This is a genomic window from Metasolibacillus fluoroglycofenilyticus (assembly GCF_003049645.1).
In the GTDB taxonomy this organism is placed as follows: domain Bacteria; phylum Bacillota; class Bacilli; order Bacillales_A; family Planococcaceae; genus Metasolibacillus; species Metasolibacillus fluoroglycofenilyticus.
Genome location: NZ_PYWK01000001.1, coordinates 654401 through 676673 on the forward strand (window position 1 = coordinate 654401; position 22273 = coordinate 676673).

At 36.4% G+C, this 22273-nt stretch carries 19 protein-coding genes; 14 read left to right on the forward strand and 5 right to left on the reverse strand.

Translation table 11 applies throughout. The features are described 5' to 3' along the window. Nucleotides 1-203 precede the first annotated feature (203 nt). The gene (locus tag C9J36_RS02835) at nt 204-1553 is read left to right on the forward strand and encodes a TrkH family potassium uptake protein (RefSeq protein WP_066169486.1); all 1350 of its coding nucleotides are present in this window, start codon (nt 204-206) and stop codon (nt 1551-1553) included. Nucleotides 1554-1668: 115 nt separating this feature from the next. Here the strand turns inward: C9J36_RS02835 and C9J36_RS02840 are convergent, their stop codons facing one another. Continuing rightward, complete coding sequence (locus C9J36_RS02840) at nt 1669-3408, reverse strand: B12-binding domain-containing radical SAM protein (protein WP_107942181.1); 1740 nt, start codon at nt 3406-3408, stop codon at nt 1669-1671. A 472-nt stretch (nt 3409-3880) separates the two neighbouring features. Here C9J36_RS02840 and C9J36_RS02845 point away from each other — a divergent pair, with 472 nt between their 5' ends. Together C9J36_RS02845 and C9J36_RS02850 are read left to right on the forward strand one after the other, a co-directional pair. Then, on the forward strand, nt 3881-5284 hold the full coding sequence (locus C9J36_RS02845) for an ATP-binding protein (protein WP_107942182.1): 1404 nt from the start codon (nt 3881-3883) through the stop codon (nt 5282-5284). A 385-nt stretch (nt 5285-5669) separates the two neighbouring features. Continuing rightward, complete coding sequence (locus tag C9J36_RS02850; protein ID WP_066169493.1) at nt 5670-6116, forward strand: MarR family winged helix-turn-helix transcriptional regulator; 447 nt, start codon at nt 5670-5672, stop codon at nt 6114-6116. Between the two features lie 248 nt (nt 6117-6364). Here the strand turns inward: C9J36_RS02850 and C9J36_RS02855 are convergent, their stop codons facing one another. From C9J36_RS02855 to C9J36_RS02865, 3 genes are all read right to left on the reverse strand, one after another. Further along, nucleotides 6365-7054, reverse strand: coding sequence for a hypothetical protein (locus C9J36_RS02855; protein WP_107942183.1), 690 nt, complete (start codon nt 7052-7054; stop codon nt 6365-6367). A gap of 64 nt (nt 7055-7118) precedes the next feature. After that, nucleotides 7119-7730, reverse strand: coding sequence for a CPBP family intramembrane glutamic endopeptidase (locus tag C9J36_RS02860; RefSeq protein ID WP_066169498.1), 612 nt, complete (start codon nt 7728-7730; stop codon nt 7119-7121). A 211-nt stretch (nt 7731-7941) separates the two neighbouring features. Next, nucleotides 7942-8118 (reverse strand): YkvS family protein, encoded by a 177-nt coding sequence (locus tag C9J36_RS02865; protein WP_066169499.1) that lies wholly within the window; start codon nt 8116-8118, stop codon nt 7942-7944. A gap of 235 nt (nt 8119-8353) precedes the next feature. Between C9J36_RS02865 and C9J36_RS02870 the strand changes: the two genes are divergently transcribed. The 3 genes from C9J36_RS02870 to C9J36_RS02880 all read left to right on the forward strand — a co-directional run bounded on the left by C9J36_RS02870 (nt 8354) and on the right by C9J36_RS02880 (nt 9985). Further along, nucleotides 8354-8542, forward strand: a complete 189-nt coding sequence (locus tag C9J36_RS02870; RefSeq protein ID WP_066169503.1) for a hypothetical protein — start codon at nt 8354-8356, stop codon at nt 8540-8542. Between the two features lie 37 nt (nt 8543-8579). Beyond that, nucleotides 8580-8765: an aspartyl-phosphate phosphatase Spo0E family protein gene (locus tag C9J36_RS02875; protein ID WP_066169505.1), complete on the forward strand. Its 186-nt coding sequence runs from the start codon at nt 8580-8582 to the stop codon at nt 8763-8765. 347 nt (nt 8766-9112) lie between these two features. Beyond that, nucleotides 9113-9985 carry an NAD(P)-dependent oxidoreductase gene (locus C9J36_RS02880; RefSeq protein WP_107942184.1) on the forward strand — a complete coding sequence of 291 codons (873 nt, stop codon included), beginning with the start codon at nt 9113-9115 and terminating at the stop codon, nt 9983-9985. Between the two features lie 16 nt (nt 9986-10001). Here C9J36_RS02880 and C9J36_RS17255 read toward each other — a convergent pair whose 3' ends face one another. Next, on the reverse strand, nt 10002-10151 hold the full coding sequence (locus tag C9J36_RS17255; RefSeq protein ID WP_161956373.1) for a hypothetical protein: 150 nt from the start codon (nt 10149-10151) through the stop codon (nt 10002-10004). Between the two features lie 204 nt (nt 10152-10355). Between C9J36_RS17255 and C9J36_RS02885 the strand changes: the two genes are divergently transcribed. From C9J36_RS02885 to C9J36_RS02925, 8 genes are all read left to right on the forward strand, one after another. Beyond that, the gene (locus tag C9J36_RS02885; protein ID WP_107942185.1) at nt 10356-11129 is read left to right on the forward strand and encodes a DeoR/GlpR family DNA-binding transcription regulator; all 774 of its coding nucleotides are present in this window, start codon (nt 10356-10358) and stop codon (nt 11127-11129) included. Next, on the forward strand, nt 11123-12415 hold the full coding sequence (locus tag C9J36_RS02890; protein ID WP_342472957.1) for a four-carbon acid sugar kinase family protein: 1293 nt from the start codon (nt 11123-11125) through the stop codon (nt 12413-12415). Before C9J36_RS02885 ends, C9J36_RS02890 begins: the two co-directional genes overlap by 7 nt. Nucleotides 12416-12728: 313 nt before the next feature. Then, entirely contained in the window at nt 12729-13742 is a 1014-nt protein-coding gene (pdxA, locus tag C9J36_RS02895) for a 4-hydroxythreonine-4-phosphate dehydrogenase PdxA (protein ID WP_107942186.1), read from the forward strand. 111 nt (nt 13743-13853) lie between these two features. Continuing rightward, nucleotides 13854-15242: a GntP family permease gene (locus C9J36_RS02900; protein WP_430010621.1), complete on the forward strand. Its 1389-nt coding sequence runs from the start codon at nt 13854-13856 to the stop codon at nt 15240-15242. Nucleotides 15243-15492: 250 nt separating this feature from the next. Beyond that, complete coding sequence (locus C9J36_RS02905) at nt 15493-16395, forward strand: chemotaxis protein (protein WP_066169515.1); 903 nt, start codon at nt 15493-15495, stop codon at nt 16393-16395. Between the two features lie 471 nt (nt 16396-16866). After that, a complete protein-coding gene (locus C9J36_RS02915) occupies nt 16867-18411 on the forward strand; it encodes a Ppx/GppA family phosphatase (protein WP_107942189.1) in 1545 nt (514 codons plus the stop codon). Nucleotides 18412-18437: 26 nt separating this feature from the next. Further along, nucleotides 18438-20582: an RNA degradosome polyphosphate kinase gene (locus tag C9J36_RS02920; RefSeq protein WP_153061602.1), complete on the forward strand. Its 2145-nt coding sequence runs from the start codon at nt 18438-18440 to the stop codon at nt 20580-20582. A gap of 42 nt (nt 20583-20624) precedes the next feature. Further along, nucleotides 20625-22268, forward strand: coding sequence for a putative bifunctional diguanylate cyclase/phosphodiesterase (locus tag C9J36_RS02925; RefSeq protein ID WP_107942191.1), 1644 nt, complete (start codon nt 20625-20627; stop codon nt 22266-22268). Nucleotides 22269-22273: the final 5 nt, after the last annotated feature.

Below are 22273 nucleotides of genomic sequence, written 5' to 3' on the forward strand. Positions count from 1 at the left end.
TAAAAAGCAACTGTCGAGCAAAGAACAAAAACTTTACGGCAGTTGTTTTTTTATTGTTAGAATAGTTAGTGAAAATTGCAGATAACTCACCAGTGAACATTTTTGAAAGAAGTTGAAATATACCATCACTTTCCTATTGCCCCTTTTCTTTTTTCGTTACATTGTCTATACTAATGACTACCTAAAGAAGGAAGGGCATTTAGATGAAAAAGAAAAAAAAGCAACTAAGATTAGTTACGCCATTCCAATTGCTTGTGTCGTATTATTTTATAGCAATTGCTACATCGTTTTTTTTGCTGCGACTCCCGGGGGTACATCGAGAAGGGATAGAGGTAGCTTATTTAGATACATTATTTACAGCGGTTAGTGCAGTAAGTGTTACGGGTTTAACTGTTTTTGATATTTCGGAAACATATACGACATTTGGGCTTGTTATGCTTCTTATCGTTTTGCAGCTGGGTGCTATTGGCATTATGTCACTTGGGACATTTATTTGGCTGCTTGTTGGGAAGCGCATTGGTATGCGTGAAAGACAGTTGATTATGATTGACCATAATCAATACAAATTATCTGGAGTTGTTCAATTAATTCGTGAGATTGTAAAAATATTATTTTTCATTGAAGCTGCTGGTGCGATAATTTTAACTTTGCACTTTCAACGTTATTTTGATACGTGGCAGGAAGCTTTAATACATGGTGTTTTTACATCGATTTCAGCAACGACAAATGGCGGCTTTGACATTACAGGTATGAGTTTGCAGCCGTTTCATTTAGATTATTTCGTTCAATTTGTAACCATGCTATTAATTGTGCTTGGAGCAATTGGCTTCCCTGTTTTAATTGAATTAAAGATTTTTTTAACAAAAAAAGACCGGACATTCCGATTCAGTCTGTTTACTAAAATTACGACAGCGACATATGGGATATTATTTATTATCGGCTCATTAGGCATTCTAGCACTTGAGAGCTTTCACTCATTTAAAGGGATGACTTGGCATGAGGCTTTATTTTCCGCCATGTATCATTCGGTATCGACACGCTCAGCAGGCTTGACAACCTATGATGTGCAAACATTCGGTGAGGCAACAGACCTTTTTATGAGCTTTTTAATGTTTATTGGGGCATCCCCTAGCTCTGTTGGTGGAGGAATTCGTACGACCACATTTGCCATAGCTATTTTATTTTTAATTACGTATGCAAATGGCCGAGAAGAAATTCAAGTGTTTGGGCGGGAAATTCATATGATTGATGTATTCCGTTCCTTTGTTGTAATTACATTGGCGCTTTTCATGGTGTTTTTAGCTGCCATTATGCTGCTTATTTCGGAGCCTCATGCAACGGCTACACAGCTAATTTTTGAAATTACATCAGCGTTCGGGACATGTGGAATGTCACTTGGCATTACGAGCGATTTATCGACATTTGGAAAAATCGTTATTATGATTTTAATGTTTATTGGTCGTGTTGGATTAATTTCATTTTTATATACTTTAGGTGGTAATACGAAGAAATTAAAATACCATTATCCCAAGGAACGCGTAATTATTGGCTGAAAAAAGGCTAGCCAGATTTTTCTGGTTAGCCTTTTTTGAAGTTGCTAATAGAACAAAAAAGTTACCTAACAAATGATGAGCATTTCAATCAAACAGCAGCGCGATAGCCTTTTTTCTACAGTGCCTTAATATCTGCAAAATAGGGTTGCTGACCTTGACGGAAATAAGTGAATAAATAGCCTTTGTGCTTTGTAATTTGACCATTAACGAAATCGCCATAAGAAATCGTTGCTGGAATGATGAGCGAGTGCTTGAATAAATCACGCTCGGTTATTCCCATTGCCGCAAACTCTTGTCCTGCGATAGCAGGGTTTTGGCGGAGCTGTGCATAAATATTTTTTTGCTCTACGTCATCTACTCGCTTATTCCACCAAATTTTACGTGGTTGGAATTGCTGCTCCTGTAAGTAATCAAGCTGCATAATATTTTGTACAATATCTAAATCGACGTTTGGTACTGTTTGTAAAAATTCTAGCAAGCGGCGGAACAGATCTTCTAGCTGATGCCCGATACGAGACCAGCCACGTGTTTCCCAATATGTACCGAAGCTTTGGAAAAAGTCAAACGGAGTTTCGAACACTTCAGTTACTAAATATTCAATTGTGAAATCCATACGATGAGCATTCCAATATTTCTCAAGTACGTCCTCGGCATGCTTAATACGAACGATATCATCAAACGTTAGCACATTATTTGAAAAAATTTCGTATGGGGCAATGTCGACGTATGTGTAACCGTATTTTTTAGCTTCTAGGCGTAGACCGGTCCCACGTAATAGCTTTAAAAACCCTAATTGCAATTCTTCGGGGCGCATGGCAAAAACATCGTTAAATGTGTCGCGGAAGGAAGCGTAATCCTCCTCTGGTAGACCAGCAATTAAATCTAAATGTTGAGCGATTTTGCCGCCTTCCTTGACCATCGTAACAGTGCGTTTTAATTTTTCAAAGTTTTGTCGACGTTTGACAAGCTCATTTGTTAAATCGTTTGTCGACTGTACACCGATTTCAAAACGGAACAAGCCTTTTGGCGCATTGTCATTTAAAAATTGAATTACTTCTGGACGCATAATATCCGCCGTTATTTCAAATTGAAACACAACGCCAGGCTTGTGCTCATCAATTAAAAATTGAAACATTTCCATTGCGTAGCTACGGCTAATATTGAAGGTACGGTCTACAAATTTAATTGTTTTCGCACCATGCTCCATTAAAAAGCGAATATCCTCTTTTATTTTTTCGCGATTAAAATAACGCACACCTACTTCGATGCTCGATAAACAAAACTGGCATTGGAAAGGGCAACCACGACTTGTTTCAATATATTGGATACGCTTGCCAAGATGAGGTAAATCTTCAGCAAAGCGGAATGGTGATGCGAGCTCACGCAAATCAATTTTTGCTGGTTGTGCATGGATTTTTACTTTGCCTTCTGCTAAATAGCAAATACCACGTACATCTTCTAAAGGAATTTTGCCATTGAAATAATGCATTAATTCCTTAAAGGAAGTCTCCCCTTCCCCCATAACGATGAAATCAATTTCAGTATGATTTTTTAGCCAATGATGCACGTCATAAGATACTTCAGGTCCACCTAAAATAACTTTCGTATTAGGCAAAACAGTTTTCAACATTTTCACTACATGTAGCGTTTCTTCAATGTTCCAAATATAACAGCTAAAGCCCACGATATCAGGCTGCTTTTGGAATAAATCTGAAACGATATTAAATGCGGGGTCTTTAATTGTATATTCAGCAAGCTCTGGTATAAATTCAGGGTAGGCACTTGCTTTTAAGTAGCGAATTGCTAAATTGGTATGAATATATTTGGCGTTTAATGTTGCTAATACAATTTTCATAATTTCTCTCCTCTTCACATTTATCCTTGTATTAACAGGCTGTAAGATTCCCACATAAAAATATGAAGTGGGAGGACGGTCTGTAAAACTCGAATAGTGAAGCTTCCAATCCCTACGGACAGAAGATTCACTTTATCATTGTAGCAGTGTATCAAAAAGGCGACAACTTACTAGTTTTTTGAGATATGTAAGTGAAAAGTTATTTGTTCAATTACAACTCTGTACCATCAAAACTTTTGAAAGATTCAATTTAATTTAGTTAAAATTTGGACACTTGCTCAATTAAATGTTAAATTAGTATTTAACTATAAGATAAAAAATATTTGCTAAATTAAAATAAAATGTCTTTATTGCTAAATAATTTTTCGGAAAATATAGAATATTAGGTAATAAAAATGTAATATAGTTAATAGGATATAAATAGCATACTAATTGATAGCGCGATTACTTTACAACAGGAGGTTCGTTTTCTTTGAGTTATATTGATATTTCTAAGCTTGATAGACTCTTTGACGAGTGTAAAGAGTCGATGATTGTCATGCACGAATCAGGTCAAATTCAAAAAATGAATCAAGAAGCAGCGCAGTTATTAAGTTGGAATCATATGGTAGAGCAGCTGATGCTTGATGAAATGTCCAGTGCAACATGGGATGCTTTTATGAAACAGGTGAAGTATTCAGGAATAGCGTTTTGTAATGTAAACATTATTGTAGAAAATAATACAATTTCTACTAGTGCATTTGGTTGTTATTTTGAAAAAGAACAATCCATTATCGTATGGCTAAGTCCAAATTTCAATGAGGACGAGTTATTCACTAAAGATATTCTATGCTCTATTATAGACTGTGCGTGCTACGATGCAATTTTGTCGGACAAGCAAGGCTACATTATAGGGATGACACAGGGTGCTTTAGAAATTTTAGGGTATAAAAATGAACAAACATATGAACAGTTGTTGTACGACTTAGGCTTTTCAAAGCAGCAAATTTTTGAGTATCTTGAAAATATTGATCATAGCTCCACAGGCACTATCATTTTTGAGCGTAGTATTGCTGAGAAGGCAATGACTTATGAACTGACAGCACTCGCTATCAGTTCTACGAATATAATTGTTACAATATTTAAAGAGGTGACTGCTGAAATAAAGGACACACATCTGGAAGAAGAAAAAATACTGTCGAACTTAAACGAGCTTGTTGCGACAATTGTCCATGAAATACGAAATCCAATGACTTCTTTAAAGGGCTTTTTAGAATTATTAAAGTTGAATATGAGTGAAGATGGCAAGCAATACTTTTCAATTATTGATGCTGAATTTGAGCGCCTAGAGCTTATTTTAGAGGACTTCTTATATTTATCGAAGCCACCTAAATATGCGATGGAAGAGATTTCTTTAGTGGAAGCTATTCAACAAATTGTTGACCTTATGCAGCCACAAGCAATTCAAAGCAATATTTTATTAATGCTTCAATATTCTTTAGTTGATGAATTCAAAATGCTAGGGAATGAAGTGCGTTTAAAGCAGTTGCTTATAAATGTTATTAAAAATGCAATTGAAGTAATGCCATTAGGTGGAACTATCACAATTGCTTTAGGCTATAATGTGGAAGGCAATATTGAGTTAACTATTAAAGATGAAGGCTACGGAATGAGTGAGGAAACGATGCAAGGGTTATTTACACCTTTCTTCACTACAAAGAAGCAAGGTTCTGGGCTTGGTCTACCTCTTGTCAAGAAAATTATTGAGGAGCATAATGGCGATATTAATGTTTGGAGCAAGGAAGGCATAGGTACAGAATTCACCTTTACGATTCCTGTTGATCCATATAAATATGTAATGAATATTCCATTACATGAATCGATAAGCCTAACTTGATGATTTCAGAAAGAGGCTGCGGTAAAGTCAGATACCAGTCTGATTTTACCGCAGCTTCTTGGTCGTAGTTATCAATACTAAGAGAAAGTATCTATTAAATTACGCTATCTTAAAAGCCCTATTTTTAGAAAATAAGATTAAAAAATTGGACAAGGCTCTCAAGCAATAGCTATAATGCTTTGTATATATTATCTTGCTTCAGCAATGTTTTTTCAGCATGCAATTTAAAAACATGCTGAAGCAGGATAAAGCCCCGAGCGAATGTCACAGGTTTTTAAAGATGGCTGGATGACGAAAAATAGTCAGTCGCTGTTACAGAAGGTGGCGTTATTGGATAAACGATAGCTTGCGGAGGCGTAATTGATTTCAGATAAGGATGGATTACATGGCTTCAGAAGAAATTAAACAATCATTAAAATTATTTATTGTACTATCACGTGCGTATAAAGCAATTAATGAAATAACGAATGACTTTTGCCAAAAAAGCGGGTTGAATCAAACTGAATTTGCGGTATTAGAGCTTTTATATCATAAAGGGAGACAGCCATTACAGCATATTGGGAATAAAATATTATTAGCAAGTGGCTCGATTACTTATGTGGTAGATAAGCTTGAAAAAAGAGGGTACTTAAAACGTGTATCTTGTGCAGAAGATCGCCGTGTAACGTATGCGGAAATTACAGAGGCAGGCTCCGACTTTATGGCAGAACTATTTCCTCAGCATGAGAAAAATTTGCATGAATTAGTAAGTGTATTATCCCCAGAGGAAAAGGAGCAAGCAATTGAGCTACTAAAGAAATTAGGCTTATCAGTGAAAGATTTATCATACTAAAGGAAGGCGTCTGAAAAGACGTTCACTTTAGTGTTGGCCACCTTTTATTCTTTTTTAGTTAATATTTTAATAAAAAATAATAAAGGGCGTGTCTGAAAAGTTATTTTGAGACACGCCCTTTGCGATGAGGATAAGGATAGTGGCGATTTATTGTGACTACTGTAGGAGTACATCTTCTATGTGTCGAAAGCAAAGGCTGTCCAAAATGCCGGCTATGCTCGGCTTTTTGGGCAGCCTACATCTTTTCATTATTTAATTGTTAAGCCCATTTGTGCTAACGCATCTTTTAAATCGGCTTGATTATCAAAAATCGTTAAGCGAATAAACTTATCGGGCATTTCATATAAAAGCGTCAGTACCGTTTCGCCTTCCAATTCTACGTAAAATGTCTGCATATTTGTAATTTGCTCATTTAATTGAATCGGAGATAAATCGTATTCACTATAGCCCTCTTCAGGAGCAATGGCATTTACTGCATCACTTGTATTTGTGAGTAATTCATCAAATGCTATTTCTGCTTTTGGAAACGCTTCGATACGCATTGATACATCTGGATCGATATCCGCCATTACGATATCTCGACCGGGCTCTTCAGCAGTAATTGTAAAGCCGTCTATTAAGTTTATAGAATAATCTTGCTGAGGGCTTTTTACATTAATTGTTGAACCTTTTATTTCCTGATTATTGGATTTATACGTAATTGATTGCGCGTTGCTAGATGAATTTTCTTCTGGTGTGCTGATTTCTGAATTTTCTTCTTCATTCTCATTTTCTTCTACTGTGCCATCATCGTCTGTTTCCTCTTGATTGTTAGGTTCTTCATTTGTTGCACCATTCGAATCAATGTTTGGCGATGGTTCTTCTGTTTTTGACTCTGTATTGCATGCTGCTAATAATAGAGCAGTTAAAATAGAGAGAATTAATAAATATTTTTTCATTTAACATTCCTCCTTACAGTATAAGGACGTACTTAATTAAAATAAGTTTCCTGCAAAAAAGCAATTATGTGAGTGGTAAAACTAAGAATAATAATAAAACAAAGACAACATGAGATACAATAATTAGCGGTAAGCTTTTTTTCCATTCATATAGAGCGCCCCATAATAGCCCTGCAACAAAGGCTGCGATTACACCGGGGATGAAGCCGCTAATAGCGACCGAAATAGAGAAGAGAGCAGCAGTAATAATAACCGCATAGCTACTTTTAACAAATCGCTTTAATTGTTGTTGAACAAAGCCCCGCCAAAACATTTCCTCTCCAACAACGATAATAAAGATAAGTAGTAAATAATGCCAAACTGTAGATGGTCCATATTTCCCTAAGAAGCTAGCAATTTGTTGCGAAGTATTCGGACTTATTAGTGGCAATATTAAATAGCCTGCTTTGACGATACCATATGTGATTGTGCCATAACCAATACCGAATATTAAATATTGCCATGTAGGTAAGCTATCTTCAAATTTTTCTGTTACGAGTGAAATGGCAATACCGACTAATAAAGTGAATGTGTATAAATACCAGAAAATCGTTTTTTCAGAAAATGTATAAAACAGCATTGCGTACATGAAAATTAAAGAAAGCAACAGTACTGGAGCTTGTTTAATGAATTTCATAAAATGTATCAACCTCCTAACGTAATACTAACAAAAAAACTCCCCTTCATCATCAATTTTATGACGAAAGGGAGTTTTTCTAAACAATGTAGGTATAGTAATTGTAAATAATGCCATAATATAATACTAAACAAGGCTTATGAGAGCCGATTGTAGCAAACTTTGTGGCATTCGATAAACATATTGAAACAGCAAAGAAACATGTGCTGAATCAAGATAAAATTTTATAGCGTTTATGGTTAACGACTGTTTTTTCTTCTATTTCTAGGTCCGTGAAATTTTCCATAATGGTTAAGTCAACGATAACAGAATTCTCATTTACTTTTTCAACAATACCTTGTAAGCCATCCTTAAATTCAATGATATTTCCAACTTCGGCAATTTTCACAGGCAGTCAACTCCTTTAATGACTTCATAATTCACGTCATTACCATAACTGTTTTTAAGAATAACATAATAATAGTATAGAAATCAATTATATCGGTAAGGCTTGTATTATTTTACTAAAATGTGTTAAATAGAGCTGTATTTTGTAGGGAAATATTGTATAATAGCAATAAAATGATTTTAAAGTAAATGAACCTGGAAAAAGAAATTTATTTTGAAGGAGATATGAATTTTCCATGGAAGTATATAGAAAAATGATTAATGATTTAAGAAATCGGGAAGTACAATCAATAGAAATAGAAAAAAGTGATTTTTTAGCTTTTCGCCAAATTTTAGTAAGTGAGCCTGATTTTAAACATTTTAGAGGAGAGGCAAAGCAGGGAGGCAATATTATATTTACTTATTTAGATATTGCTAGAACATAGGCAAGTTATTTGGATCAATGAATAGGGGGGGACAAAAGTGGAGGAAGGTATTTTAAAGCAGCTTGAACGCACGCGTGAACAGATGATTCGTTCGGGGATTGAAAACGGACTGCGAAATGCCAAAACAATTCGCTTGAGTAGACAACTAGATCGATTGATGAACAAATATGCAAAGCAAAAGCAAGAAAATCAAAATATGTTAGATGATCAATTAATGAATTAAAATATAATTTTTATAAATCATGTTTAACTTTATGAAATCGTGGGAATAGTATGAATGAACACAGCAACATTCTCATTTCCCCCTTTTTGAGTAGAAGCAAATTCAAGCTTCTGCTCTTTTTTTGTTTAGCTACTATAATAATTCCTCTTTTTGCAGTACAGTATAGAGGAGGGAATTGTCCAAAAAGATATAACTATTTTTTAGCGCAACAAAAATTTACTTTTTATTGAATGTCTATCTTTTTTAGATGGCGAGCATTTCTACAAAATAGAAAAGAGCTGTTACAAGAAGCGGGATGCTAGCCTGCTTTTTATGACAAGCCTAGAAATTATGAGGAGGATTTGATTATGGCAACAATTGGGTTTATTGGAACGGGTGTTATGGGGGCGAGCATCGTTAAGCATTTATTAAATGCTGGACACGAAGTAACTGTTTATTCAAGGACAAAAGCAAAAACATTGCCGTTAATAGAGCTAGGGGCGGAATGGGCAGATTCACCCGCACAGGCGGCGGTAAACAAAGAGGTTATTTTTACAATGGTCGGTTATCCACAAGATGTAGAGGAAGTGTATTGCGGAGCTAACGGTATTTTATCAACGGCGAAAAAAGGTGCAATTATCGTAGACATGACAACATCTGAACCAACGTTAGCCAAAAAATTGTACACGCTAGCACTAGAAAAGGGGATACATAGTATTGATGCACCGGTATCTGGAGGCGATATTGGAGCGCAGAACGGCACGCTATCAATTATGGTTGGTGGTAATCAAAATATTGTGGAGTCGATTCGCCCAATCTTAGAGGCATTCGGAGGAAATATCGTATACCAAGGACAGGCTGGTGCAGGTCAGCATACAAAAATGTGTAATCAAATCGCTATTGCAGGTGGAATGCTAGGCACATGTGAAGCCATTATTTATGGTTTGCAGGCTGGTTTGACGATGGAGGAAGTATTAAAATCGATTTCATCAGGAGCAGCTGGTTCATGGTCACTTTCCAATTTAGCGCCACGTATTTTAAAAGAAGATTTAGAACCAGGCTTTTATATAAAGCATTTTATAAAAGATATGAAAATTGCTTTAGATGAGGCTGAAAAAATGAATTTACAATTACCGGGTTTACACTTAGCGAAAAAAATGTACGATGTTTTATTAACAGAGGGATATGGAGACAAAGGAACACAGGCATTAATCAAATATTATCAAATGCATGCTAATTAAATGAATGGGAGGAGAGCTATCCGAAAAGCGGCGCGTTGGCGCACTTTTCAGATGGCTCTCTGCTGTTTTGTTGGAATTTGTCACGATTCAGCAGAAAACTCTCACCTTCACAGATGGCGAGATGAATGCTTTTATTCAGTGAGTGTTCAAACATCGGCTGAATCATGATAAAGCCCCCGGCGGATGTCACAGATTTTTTCAAGCAAGCTCGAAAAAATCTGGATGCAATTACGCCGAGGCGTAATTGATAGTATTATAAGATAAAAAATGTTCGAAATGAACATATAAATAAAAAACTATTGATTATTTTGTTTAAAACGAACATAATATAATTATTAGTTGTTCGAAATTACCGAAGGGAGTACTTTTTATGCAACCAAAAGATCGAAGAGAGCTGATTTTGGAACAATTAAATGTCAATGAGAAAATAGAAATCGATCAGTTAGTGGAGCAATTAAATGTTTCCGCTATGACGATTCGACGAGACTTAAATATTTTAGAGGCAGAAGAGAAAATTATTCGCACACACGGTGGTGCGGTGTTAAACAAGCCTCTTGTTAACGAAGTTTCATTTCAAATTAAAGAAACAAAATATAGCCAGCAAAAAAAGCGAATTGCTCAAACTGCTTTGCAATATATAAAGGATCATTCTACGATTTTGCTCGATGCAGGAACAACAAATTTGGAAATTGCAAAGCGTCTAAAAGGTAAGCGCAATTTAACTGTTCTAACAAATGATATACGCATTGCAGTTGAATTGATGGATTCGGATATTAAGGTAATAGTGACTGGTGGAGAATTACAAAATAATACAGGTGCAATTTTCGGTCCTTTGACAGAGCAAGTATTGAAAAATATTCATGTAGATCAGTTTTTCTTAGGCTCCCATGCGGTTCATATAGATGCTGGAATTACTGCGCCAACATTTGAAAAGGCTTCTATGAAGCAATTAATGATTGAATGTGCTGAAGCAACTTTGCTTGTAGTAGATTCAAGTAAATTTGATCAAAAATCATTAGCAAAAGTTTGTGATTTATTTAGCATAGATGGAATTATTACAGATGACGGAATACCAGCTCATTATATGGAAACATTAAAAGAGAAATGTGAAGTGATAATTGCAGAAGGAGGGGAAGAATGGTGAAAATTGGCGTCATTGCAGATGATTTAACAGGAGCAAATGCAACGGGTGTTCGTTTGACAAAATCAGGATTTCAAACATCTACGATGGTACATTTTAATCAAATGCCTCCTCATACACAGCGTTCGGTTTGTGTAGATACGGATAGCCGATATGCAGATAGTAATGTAGCAAAGATGCGCGTTTCAAAAGTGCTTGAAAACTTGTCTGCATGGGGAGTAGAAGTTGTTTGTAAAAGAATTGATAGCACGGTAAGAGGAAATATTGGTGTCGAGATTGATACGGTACTTGATTACCTTGGTGAAACAGCAATTGCGGTTATTGCACCGTCCTTTCCAGATTCGGGACGTGTAGTGTCTGGAGGCTATTTATTGGTAAATGGTATACCTTTACAAGCAACTGATGTAGCAAAAGACCCTGTGGCTCCTTTAACGCAATCTTACGTACCAAATATTGTGGAAAAACAAAGCAAATATAAAGTCACCCATCTAGGTTTAAATATCGTGCTAGAAGGCGAGAAAACATTAGCGCAAGCCTTCGAGCAATCAATCGCTGTAGGAAATCGCGTTTTTGTAGTAGACGCAGTGACAAACGAGGATATTGAAATAATTGCGAATGCTATGGCAATGTTAAAAAGTCACCAAATGATTCCATGTGACCCAGGTCCATTGACAGCAGCATATTCAAAAGCCTATTTCAGTAATGCGTTATCTAATAAAAAATTTATCGTAACAGTGGGGAGCGTGACAACGAACAGCGCAAATCAGCTCCATTATTTACTTGAAAAAACAGATGCACAGCCAATTTATGTGGAAACAGTACAATTGACTGGAAGTGTGGAGCTTTGGGAACAGGAAGTACAAAAGGTTGTCGATATGGCGCTCAAGGAAATGCAGCAGCAGGAAATTATTATTATCACTACTTATATTCCCGGCTCAGAGCCATTAAATCTAAAGGATATTGCACAGCAACAAGGTATGACCCAGGAATTTTTAGCTAAAAGAATCGCGGATGGTTTAGGAAAAATTACAAGACTTGTCATTGAAAAAAGCGAGTTTGAAATTGGCGGTTGCTTTTCAAGTGGTGGTGATGTTACAGCCTCCATTTGTTCAATTGGCGGAGCAGAGGGTATTAAATTAAATGATGAAGTATTACCGTTAATTGCCTATGGTCAATTTATTGGGGGACATTTCGATGGTATCCCACTTGTAACAAAAGGCGGTATGGCAGGCGATAAAAAGGCGATTTATACAAGTGTACGCCATTTAATTGCCATGTCATCTAATTAACTTAGATGCTGGTGATGGTGTTTTAGTATAAGGTTTAGCGGTGTTTCTGCTTAGTGAAAGAGAAGAAGCAAAAATTTTTTTAATAGAAAGTCAAGTGTGTTGATTATATAAATATTGTCTATAAATTAGCGTGTTTTTTAGGGAGAAACGCTTTTTATTAGGCATTCACCGAAATAAATTCGTTGAAGCCGCATCACGAGGAAAGCGCCCCCCCAGTTGAAATTAATAAATTGTTAAATATTGTTTGTAAAATAAAGATTAATTAATCCGCATGATAAAAAACTTTAAAGCGAAAAATTAGGAGGAATAAAACATGGCAAACGAAAGAGCGATTATTGGGATTCCAATGGGAGATCCAGCAGGCATTGGACCAGAAATTACGATGAAATCTTTAACAAAAGCTGATATATACGATGTGTGTAAGCCGCTCGTAATTGGCGACACAGCAGTGCTTAAAAAAGCAATTGCAATCGTAGGAGCTAATTTGCAAATTAATGAAGTAAATAAACCATCTGAGGGCAAATATGAGCTTGGTACCGTAGATGTGATTAACTTAAATAATATTAATATTGATGAATTACAATATGGCAAGGTGTCGGCGCAAGGTGGGCAAGGGGCATTCGAATATATTAAAAAAGCGGTGGAGCTTGCCATGGCGGATGAAATACAAGCAATTGCAACAACACCTATTAATAAAGAGTCTTTACAGGCTGCCAAAGTCCCATATATTGGACATACTGAAATGCTGGAAGATTTAGCAGGTTCACAGGACCCATTAACAATGTTTGAAGTAAAAGGAATGAGAATTTTCTTCTTAACTCGTCACCTTTCATTAAAGGATGCAATTGACCAAATGACGAAGGAGCGTGTACGTGATTATTTAATTCGCTGCGACAAGGCGTTACAACGCTTAGGTGTAGAAAATCGCCGCTTTGCAGTAGCAGGCTTAAACCCACATAGCGGTGAAAATGGATTATTTGGTTGGGAAGAAGTAAAAGAAATTAAACCAGGTATTGAAGCTGCTGTCGTGGAAGGTATTGATGCAGTTGGTCCAGTGCCAGCGGACTCTGTATTCTTCCAAGCATTAAACGGAAAGTATGATGCGGTATTATCTCTTTACCATGACCAAGGACATATTGCAGCAAAAATGACAGACTTCCACCGTACAATTTCCATTACAAATGGCTTGCCATTTTTACGTACATCTGTTGACCACGGTACGGCATTTGATATCGCAGGGAAAAATATTGCTGAAAGTGTCAGCATGGAAGAATGTATTAAAGTAGCAGCACAATATGCACCTAATTTTACAAAAAATAATTTATAATTTTGCATTTAGATGGCATTCTTCTCGATGAGTGGAGCTGTCTGAAATATTATTTTCAGATAGCTCCATTTCATTGAACAACAATGAAAACACTTACATTTAAGGGGGATTATGATGGACACAGTATCAGGTACTCAGTTAATGGCCGGGCTTTTACTCGGTGTTATCGCTTTAATTTTATTAGTATTAAAAACGAAAGTTCACGCATTTGTAGCGTTACTTATTGCAGCATCTATCGCAGGGATTGTAGGTGGAATGGCGCCAGCAGCTGTCGCAGATACAATTTCAGCAGGTTTTGGTAGTACGCTTGCCTCTGTCGGTATTATTATCGGTTTAGGTGTAATGATGGGACGAATACTTGAGGTTTCGGGCGCTGCTGAAACGCTAGCCTATGCTTTAATTCGCTTTGTTGGAAAAAAGAAAGAGGAATGGGCGATGGGAATTGCAGGGTTTATCGTATCAATTCCAATTTTCGTTGACTCAGCATTTATTATTTTAAATCCATTAGTAAAATCATTATCAAAGAAAACAGGAAAATCTGTTATTGCTATTGGTGTTGCACTGGCTTCAGGTCTTGTTATTACGCATTCACTTGTGCCGCCAACACCTGGACCACTTGGTGTTGCTGGAATCTTTGGCGTAGACATTGGGATTATGATTGGTCTCGGTTTATTATTCGGTATACCATTGATGATTGTCGGTATTCTTTATGCAAAATGGTTAGGCAATAAAATTTATCAATTACCAGATGAAACATCTGAAACAGGCTTTATTCGTCCAAAGGAAAAGGTTGGTTATTCTGAATTACTCGATGCAATAGATGAAAGGGAGCAAACAAAGGAACTACCTTCATTAATGTTATCCTTATTGCCTATTTTAGTTCCAATTATCTTAATATTCTTAAATACAACTTTGGCTGCGTTAGAATTAGTAGATGGCTTTTACGGTATTTTAATCTTTTTAGGTAAGCCAATTATCGCAGTTGCTATCGGTTTATTATTCGCAATATACGGCTTGGCGAGAAATCTTTCGCGCTCAGAAACGCTTGAGCGTATGGAGGAAGGCATTCAGTCGGCAGGAATTATTATTCTTGTCACAGGGGCAGGAGGGGCATTAGGCTTCGTATTACGTGAAAATGGTGCGGGTGACTATATTGCCAATTTAATTGCTGAATTACCATTGCCAGCATTTTTAATTCCGTTCTTCGTCGCTTCACTCGTTCGCCTTGTGCAAGGAAGTGGTACTGTGGCGATGATTACGGCTGCTTCTATTTCAGCACCGATTTTATCGCAAATGGATGTTAATATGGCACTGGCTGCTCAAGCAGCGGCGATGGGTGCATTAGTATTTTCATACTTTAATGATAGCCTTTTCTGGGTTGTAAACCGTATGTCAGGTATTACTAATGTGAGAGAGCAAATTTTAGTTTGGTCAGTTCCCACGACATTAATGTGGTTTACAGGTTTAATCGTTTTATTAATTGCTAATATGTTTATGTAATTTTGGAGTTGTCTGAAAGTAGCACGCTATTTTCAGACAACTCTTTATTCTTTTAATTTCTAAAAGAGCGAGTAAAGTAAAATTTTCGATTGTATTAGTAATAAGATTTACCCTTTCTAGATAGTTCATTTTAAGCATGCTTAAAAAAGTATAGTAATTGTAAAAATTAAAAACGGTGATATGACAAATAGCCTTGCTGTGATACAATTGGAGTATAAAAATAGGGGCTTTAAGAGAGGGGCGAGCGACCTTGGATCATAAAGGTATTTTATTAGAAAGTGGTACTAATGAATTAGAAATCGTTGAATTTGAAGTGGCCAATAATAAGTTTGGAATTAACGTTATTAAAGTGAAAGAAATCATTCAACCGATACCTGTCACATTTATTCCACATGCTCACGCACATGTAGAAGGGATTATTCAACTGCGCGGTGAAGTGCTGCCTGTTGTCGATATGTTAAAGGTATTAGGGCTGAATCATTTACAACATGGTCCACAGCAAAAATATATCGTTGCGGAGTTTAATAAGCAGCGCGTCGTATTCCATGTGGACAATGTGACACAAATTCATCGCATTTCATGGAATCAAATTGAAAAGCCGTCCGATATGTATCAAGGTGGAGTTTCGCAAGTTATTGGTGTTATTAAGCATAATGATGAGATGATTCTACTGCTTGATTTTGAAAGAATTATGGTAGATATTAACCCAGATTCAGGTATAAGCGTGGAGGCAGTGAAAAAATTAGGTAAGCGCGAGCGTTCCGAAAAGAAAATTATTATTGCGGAGGACTCACCATTACTGCGTAAGCTCCTACATGATACGATGCATGAAGCTGGCTACGATAATATTGATTTTTTTGAAAATGGACAAGACGCTTTAAATTATTTAGAAGCGCTAGCTAGGGCTGGCGGAAATATCGCTGAACATGTACAGCTAGTCATTACAGATATTGAAATGCCACAGATGGATGGACATCATTTAACGAAGCGAATTAAAACACATCCTGATTTAAAGATATTACCTGTTATTATATTCTCTAGCTTAATTACAGATGATTTGCGACATAAAGGAGATCAGGTTGGTGCCGAGGATCAAATTTCAAAGCCAGAAATCGCAGAGCTAATTTTACGTGTAGATCAATTTATTTTGTAGTGAGCACCTATCATTGATACGTAAATGAAAAGTCGGATGCTTACATAAAGGTATTCCGACTTTTTATCTTGATAAAGCGGTAATTTTACGGCAAGTAACCGTAGAAGCACATCATTTTGGTATATAAAGCAAGGCGAAAGGTACATAATTTCTAGTGGTTGTTTCAAACAACGAACTTCTCCTCAGTGCAGTGAAAAATGAGCTTACGCTTATTTTAAATTCAAAAATAGGCTGCTAAACCTAGTGTTTATCCCTTTTCAAAGAACCCTCTTGCAAGTGAATTCTTTGAAGCGGCACTACCAAAAATATCCAAAATGCAAGCTATCCCGGCTTTTTGGACATCTACATTAACAAAGACGTAGTAGATTCAAATGACGAATCAAAAATAATTGACGGATAAGTAGCTATTTCGCATAAAAAATGTTAAAGCATATGACGAATAATTTGAATAGATGAAAAGGAGCGAGATTTATGAAAGATATGCGAACAGCGATTATTGATATTGGTTCAAATACTGTCCGTCTCGTTATGTATCGTTATAGCAAGGATGAAGGTTTACGAGAATTCGGAAATATGAAAAAGGTTGCAAGACTGCGTACATATATTTTACCAAGTGGCGAAATGTCTGAGGAAGGCATTCAATTATTACAGGATTTATTGCAGTCATTTAAACAAATTTTAGAGGATTATAATATTAAGGACATTAAAATTGCGGCAACTGCTGCAGTGCGTCAGGCGACGAATAATACGGAAATTGTACAAAGAATGCAACAGCAGCTTGGAATGACGGTGGATGTTTTATCGGAGGAAGAGGAGGCATACTTTGGCTTTCTAGCTGTTGTTAATTCAATGTCTACACCATCAGCAGTAACAATCGATATAGGCGGTGGTTCTACAGAAATTACTTTATTTAAAAACAAAAAGCTACTTAAAACACATAGCTTTCCATTTGGAACAGTATCGCTTAAGCAAAACTATGTCAAAAACACAATTATTACGGAGGAAGAAAAGAAGCGATTGCGCAGTTTCCTACGTCGGCAATTTATGTCATTGCCATGGATTGTGGATGTGACTTTACCTATTATCGGAATCGGGGGAAGTAGCCGGAATATTGGACAGGTATATCAGCAAAAAATAGATTATCCAATTTCAGACGTACATCATTTTGAAATGACGAAGCAAAATATTGACACATTGAAATTGGAGCTTGGAAGTATGAGCTATGAGCAACTGAAAAACTTAGATGGCCTATCTGCAGATCGCGCGGATATTATTGTGCTTGCACTTGAAGCATTTGCCGCATTAATGGAAGTGGTGAACTCGAAGCATTTCCAAATAAGTAAAAAAGGCCTGCGTGAAGGCTTAATTATTAATCGAGTTGCAGGCAGTAATGTGACCGCCTTCGATAAATATAATGTATTTAATATTAATGCTCGCCGCATCGCCTTTGAGTATGGGCGCTCTGAAGAAGAAGTCATGCTACTAAGTAATTTAGCAGAGCAATTATATCGAGACGTCTGTCATTTAGAAGTGTTTCATTATAATGAAGCCCATTTGGAGCTTATTAAACGTGCCGCCAAGCTATATGCGATAGGCGAGTATATTGAGCTTGATTCAGCAAGCCAGCACACATTTTACTTAATTGCCAATCAGGCTATACCAGGGATAACACAAATAGAGCGAATGAAAATAGCGTTATTAGCTTCTTATAAAAATAAAGAGTATTTTGAGCGCTTTGTACAGCCGTTTTCTAACTGGTTTTCCAAGGAAGAACAGAAGGATTTACGTGATTTAGGCGCAATTTTAAAGTTTGTTTATGGCTTGAATATTTCGAAAAGAAACGCGGTTAGCAGAGTGACACTCGAAAAAACAGATGAAGAAATCGTCTGTATCGTCACAACAAAGAGAAACGCTGTTGCAGAGGAATATCAAGCGAATAGACATAAAAAGCATCTTGAACGCTTATTTAAGTGCGATTTAAAAATTAAATTTGAAGTGGAAGGGTGGAACGAATAATGCCAGCAAATTTTAGTACAGAGCAAATGAATAATAATCATGAAAATGTAGATACTAACATATCGAACGAAGCTTTACTTGAAGAGATTAGTAAGCCTGAATATTATAATAATCGCGAGTTAAGTTGGCTAGCATTTAATGAACGTGTACTAGAAGAAGCAGAAGATATTACGAATCCACTACTTGAACGTTTAAAATTTTTAGCCATTTTTAGTTCTAACTTGGATGAGTTTTTTATGGTGCGTGTAGCAGGTCTGCAAGATCAAGTAAGAGCAGGTTTTCATAAGGCAGAGAATAAATCTGGTTTAACACCTAAAGAGCAATTAACAAAAATTGCCGAGCGTACACAGGCATTGGTTCGTCGTCAAATGGAAGTGTATCGCCACCTAATTGATGAGCTGCTGTCGAAAGAAAATGTTTTTATTCGCGATTTAAAGTTATTGACTAATGAGCAAAAGAAATACATTCATGAGCTATTCGAAGAAACGATTTTCCCTGTACTGACACCAGTTGCAGTAGATGCTTATCGTCCTTTTCCAACTCTTTTAGGTCGTACACAAAACCTGCTTGTTATGCTAGAAAATAACAATGATACAGAGTTGGAGCATTTCGATAAAGTTGCCATCGTTCAAGTGCCATCTGTGTTAGAACGTGTTATTCAGGTACCTAGCAATAATGGTGAGACGGTGTATGTCTTGCTTGAAGATGTGATTATGAGCCAAATTGATAAGCTGTTCTATGGCTACAAAGTGAAATCCTCACAGGCTTTCCGTTTAACTCGTAATGCGGATTTAACGATTCACGAAGAAGGCGCACAAGACTTATTGGTGGAAATCGAAAAAGAGTTGAAGAAGCGCAAGTGGGGCGTTGGAAGCCGTCTAGAAGTTCGAGATGGTGAAATGGCTGACGATGTGCTTGAATATTTATTAGAGGAATTTGAAATCGAAGAATCTGACGTATTTAAAATTGACGGACCACTTGATTTAACATTTATGTTTTCCTTTGTTAAAGCTATTTCTGAGGGGCGCGAACATTTAATGTACGAAAGCTTTATTCCACAGCCACCACAAGATTTAAGCTCCGAGGAGAATTTATTCGAAAAGGCTCTAGTGCAAGATTTATTTTTCCATCATCCGTATGAATCATTTGTGCCGATTGTTGATTTTATTACAGAAGCAGCGAATGACCCATCCGTTCTAGCAATTAAACAAACATTGTATCGAGTAAGTGGAAACTCTCCAGTTATTCAAGCGTTGAAGCAGGCCGCAGAAAACGGCAAGCAGGTAACAGTTTTAGTAGAGTTAAAAGCTCGCTTTGATGAGGAAAATAATGTGCATTGGGCAAAGTTACTTGAGCAGGCAGGCTGCTTAGTTATTTATGGGATGAATAATTTAAAAACCCATTCTAAAATTACATTGGTTGTGCGCAGACGACTTGGGAAAATTGAGCGCTTTGTGCATTTAGGAACAGGAAACTACAATGACGCAACAGCTAAAATTTATACGGATATGGGCATTATTACATCGCATAAAGAATTCGGTATTGATGCAACGAACTTCTTTAATTATTTAAGCGGTTATACGGAAAAGCCACAATTCCATCATTTAGTTGTATCGCCTTATGATATTCGAGATGAATTTATTAAGTTAATTGATGAGGAAATCCGCAGTCATAAAAAGTACGGCAATGGCTCTATAAAAGCGAAAATGAATTCATTAACAGATAAGGACTTAATGGTAAAGCTTTATGAGGCTTCAATAGCGGGAGTGAAAATTGAGTTAATTATTCGTGGTATTTGCTGCTTGCGTCCAGGAATAAAAGGTGTGAGCGAAAATATTTGCGTAACGAGTATTGTCGGACGCTTTTTAGAGCATTCACGCATTTTTTGGTTCCATCACAACGGGGAAAACAAACTATTTTTATCGTCTGCAGATATGATGACGCGCAATATGGTGAATCGTGTAGAAATTTTATTCCCAATTTATTCAATGGATATTAAACAACGCATTATGGATATTATGGACTTGCAATTAGAAGATAATCAAAAGGCGCGTATTCAAGATGCAAATGGCAAATATCATTATAAAGAAGGATATACGGGCGTAGAGCGCATTAACAGTCAGGAGCTATTTTTAAAAGAAGCGATTGGTACAGTCAAACTTGAGGAATAGGCAGACGCGAAATAACATTTGTCTGGAGGATTCGAGAACAACATGATGAAGCAGAATATGAGCAATTTGCTCGAAAGAATTATTCAACTAAATCCATTTGATGCAATTGTAGTTTTACAATATACTGAGCAACAATATGTTGTTCAGTGTGCGAATTGTAAAGCAGTCCATTTATTTAATTGTTCATTTAACGAGGGAATGGATGCCGAGCAGTTTTTTCATCAAATAAATTGGCCTGAAGTAAAGCAGTTCATTTTACAAAATGACCAAGAAATAAAAAGAATTAGAATTGATGATGCAGAAATAGCGGTTGTATTACAAACAATTATAGAGCAAGACGAGGAATACATTGTTGTTATTATGCGCTCTTTAGTTGCATCACCGATTATAGATGAACAAAGTTTGCATATTATGGGCTCAGCCTATTACGATGAATTAACAGAGCTTTACAATCGACGTGCACTAAATAAGCAATGGACAGATGAAGATAATTTCAAAAAAACATCGAATATTGCATTACTACTTGTGGATTTAGACCGCTTTAAAAAATTTAACGAATCTTTAGGCAAACAGCGCTCAGATCAATTATTATTTGAGGTTAGTGAACGCTTTAAAGGCTTGCGTAGTGAGTATTGTGAAGTGTTTCGACATAACGGGGATGAATTTGTAATCATTTTCCATTATGAAGAGTTAGATGAAGTAGAGACGATTGCATACAATATTTTACAAAGTTTGCAAGAGCCGTTTATTGTAGATAATCAAGAATATTTTATTACTGCTTCAGTAGGAATCTCCTTAGCGACAATTGAAGAAAGAGATTTAGATATATTGCTTCATCAAGCTGATCAAGCTTTGTTCTATATGAAGAATAATGGAAGAGGACATTATTGTTATTATAGTGAGGAATTAAATCATTATTTCCCTAACGAAGCTCTAATGGAAGCCCATTTACACAGAGCAATTGAATTAAACGAATTTACGATTTATTTTCAGCCACAAGTGAATTTAGAAACAAATAAAATTGATAGCTTTGAAGCACTTATCCGCTGGAAAAATAGAAAATTTGGTATGGTATCACCAGCTCAATTTATTCCAATTGCTGAATCTTCTGGTCTGATTATTAGTATTGGTGAGTGGGTTTTAGAACGCGTTTGCCGATATCAAAAAGAGTGGCGAGAGTGTGGCTTTAAACCGGTACGCATCGCTGTTAATATTTCACCAAAGCAGTTCAAGCAAAAGGATTTTGTAAATCGCGTTGCAGCATTATTAACAGAGTATAATATTGAACCACGCTATTTAGAACTTGAAATTACGGAAAGCTCCATGTCAGATTTATATGAAACAACATCTATTTTACGTCGCTTAAAAGAGCTCGGTGTATATGTATCGGTTGATGACTTTGGTACAGGCTATTCATCGCTCAGCTATTTAAAGGAGTATCCAATCGATATTATCAAAATAGATCAGTCGTTTATTACAGATATTGAGAAGGATCAAAAAAATAAAGCGATTGTCGAAACAATTATTTTATTAGCCCAAAACCTAGGGCTAGAAGTGATTGCTGAAGGCGTAGAGGAAACTGCACAGGAGCAATTTTTAAGGGAAAGCAACTGTCAAAAAGTACAGGGCTACTTGTACAATCGCCCATTACCAGCTGAGCAAATAGTGGAGCAATATTTTCACTAAACTGT

What these genes read in the sequence shown, in the direction of transcription:
- C9J36_RS02835 (WP_066169486.1), top strand. Translation starts at nt 204, where the DNA reads ATGAAAAAGAAAAAAAAGCAACTAAGATTAGTTACGCCATTCCAATTG.
- C9J36_RS02840 (WP_107942181.1), bottom strand. Translation starts at nt 3,408, where the DNA reads ATGAAAATTGTATTAGCAACATTAAACGCCAAATATATTCATACCAAT.
- C9J36_RS02850 (WP_066169493.1), top strand. Translation starts at nt 5,670, where the DNA reads ATGGCTTCAGAAGAAATTAAACAATCATTAAAATTATTTATTGTACTA.
- C9J36_RS02855 (WP_107942183.1), bottom strand. Translation starts at nt 7,054, where the DNA reads ATGAAAAAATATTTATTAATTCTCTCTATTTTAACTGCTCTATTATTA.
- C9J36_RS02860 (WP_066169498.1), bottom strand. Translation starts at nt 7,730, where the DNA reads ATGAAATTCATTAAACAAGCTCCAGTACTGTTGCTTTCTTTAATTTTC.
- C9J36_RS02870 (WP_066169503.1), top strand. Translation starts at nt 8,354, where the DNA reads ATGGAAGTATATAGAAAAATGATTAATGATTTAAGAAATCGGGAAGTA.
- C9J36_RS02880 (WP_107942184.1), top strand. Translation starts at nt 9,113, where the DNA reads ATGGCAACAATTGGGTTTATTGGAACGGGTGTTATGGGGGCGAGCATC.
- C9J36_RS17255 (WP_161956373.1), bottom strand. Translation starts at nt 10,151, where the DNA reads ATGATTCAGCCGATGTTTGAACACTCACTGAATAAAAGCATTCATCTC.
- C9J36_RS02885 (WP_107942185.1), top strand. Translation starts at nt 10,356, where the DNA reads ATGCAACCAAAAGATCGAAGAGAGCTGATTTTGGAACAATTAAATGTC.
- C9J36_RS02890 (WP_342472957.1), top strand. Translation starts at nt 11,123, where the DNA reads ATGGTGAAAATTGGCGTCATTGCAGATGATTTAACAGGAGCAAATGCA.
- pdxA (WP_107942186.1), top strand. Translation starts at nt 12,729, where the DNA reads ATGGCAAACGAAAGAGCGATTATTGGGATTCCAATGGGAGATCCAGCA.
- C9J36_RS02900 (WP_430010621.1), top strand. Translation starts at nt 13,854, where the DNA reads ATGATGGACACAGTATCAGGTACTCAGTTAATGGCCGGGCTTTTACTC.
- C9J36_RS02915 (WP_107942189.1), top strand. Translation starts at nt 16,867, where the DNA reads ATGAAAGATATGCGAACAGCGATTATTGATATTGGTTCAAATACTGTC.
- C9J36_RS02920 (WP_153061602.1), top strand. Translation starts at nt 18,438, where the DNA reads ATGAATAATAATCATGAAAATGTAGATACTAACATATCGAACGAAGCT.
- C9J36_RS02925 (WP_107942191.1), top strand. Translation starts at nt 20,625, where the DNA reads ATGATGAAGCAGAATATGAGCAATTTGCTCGAAAGAATTATTCAACTA.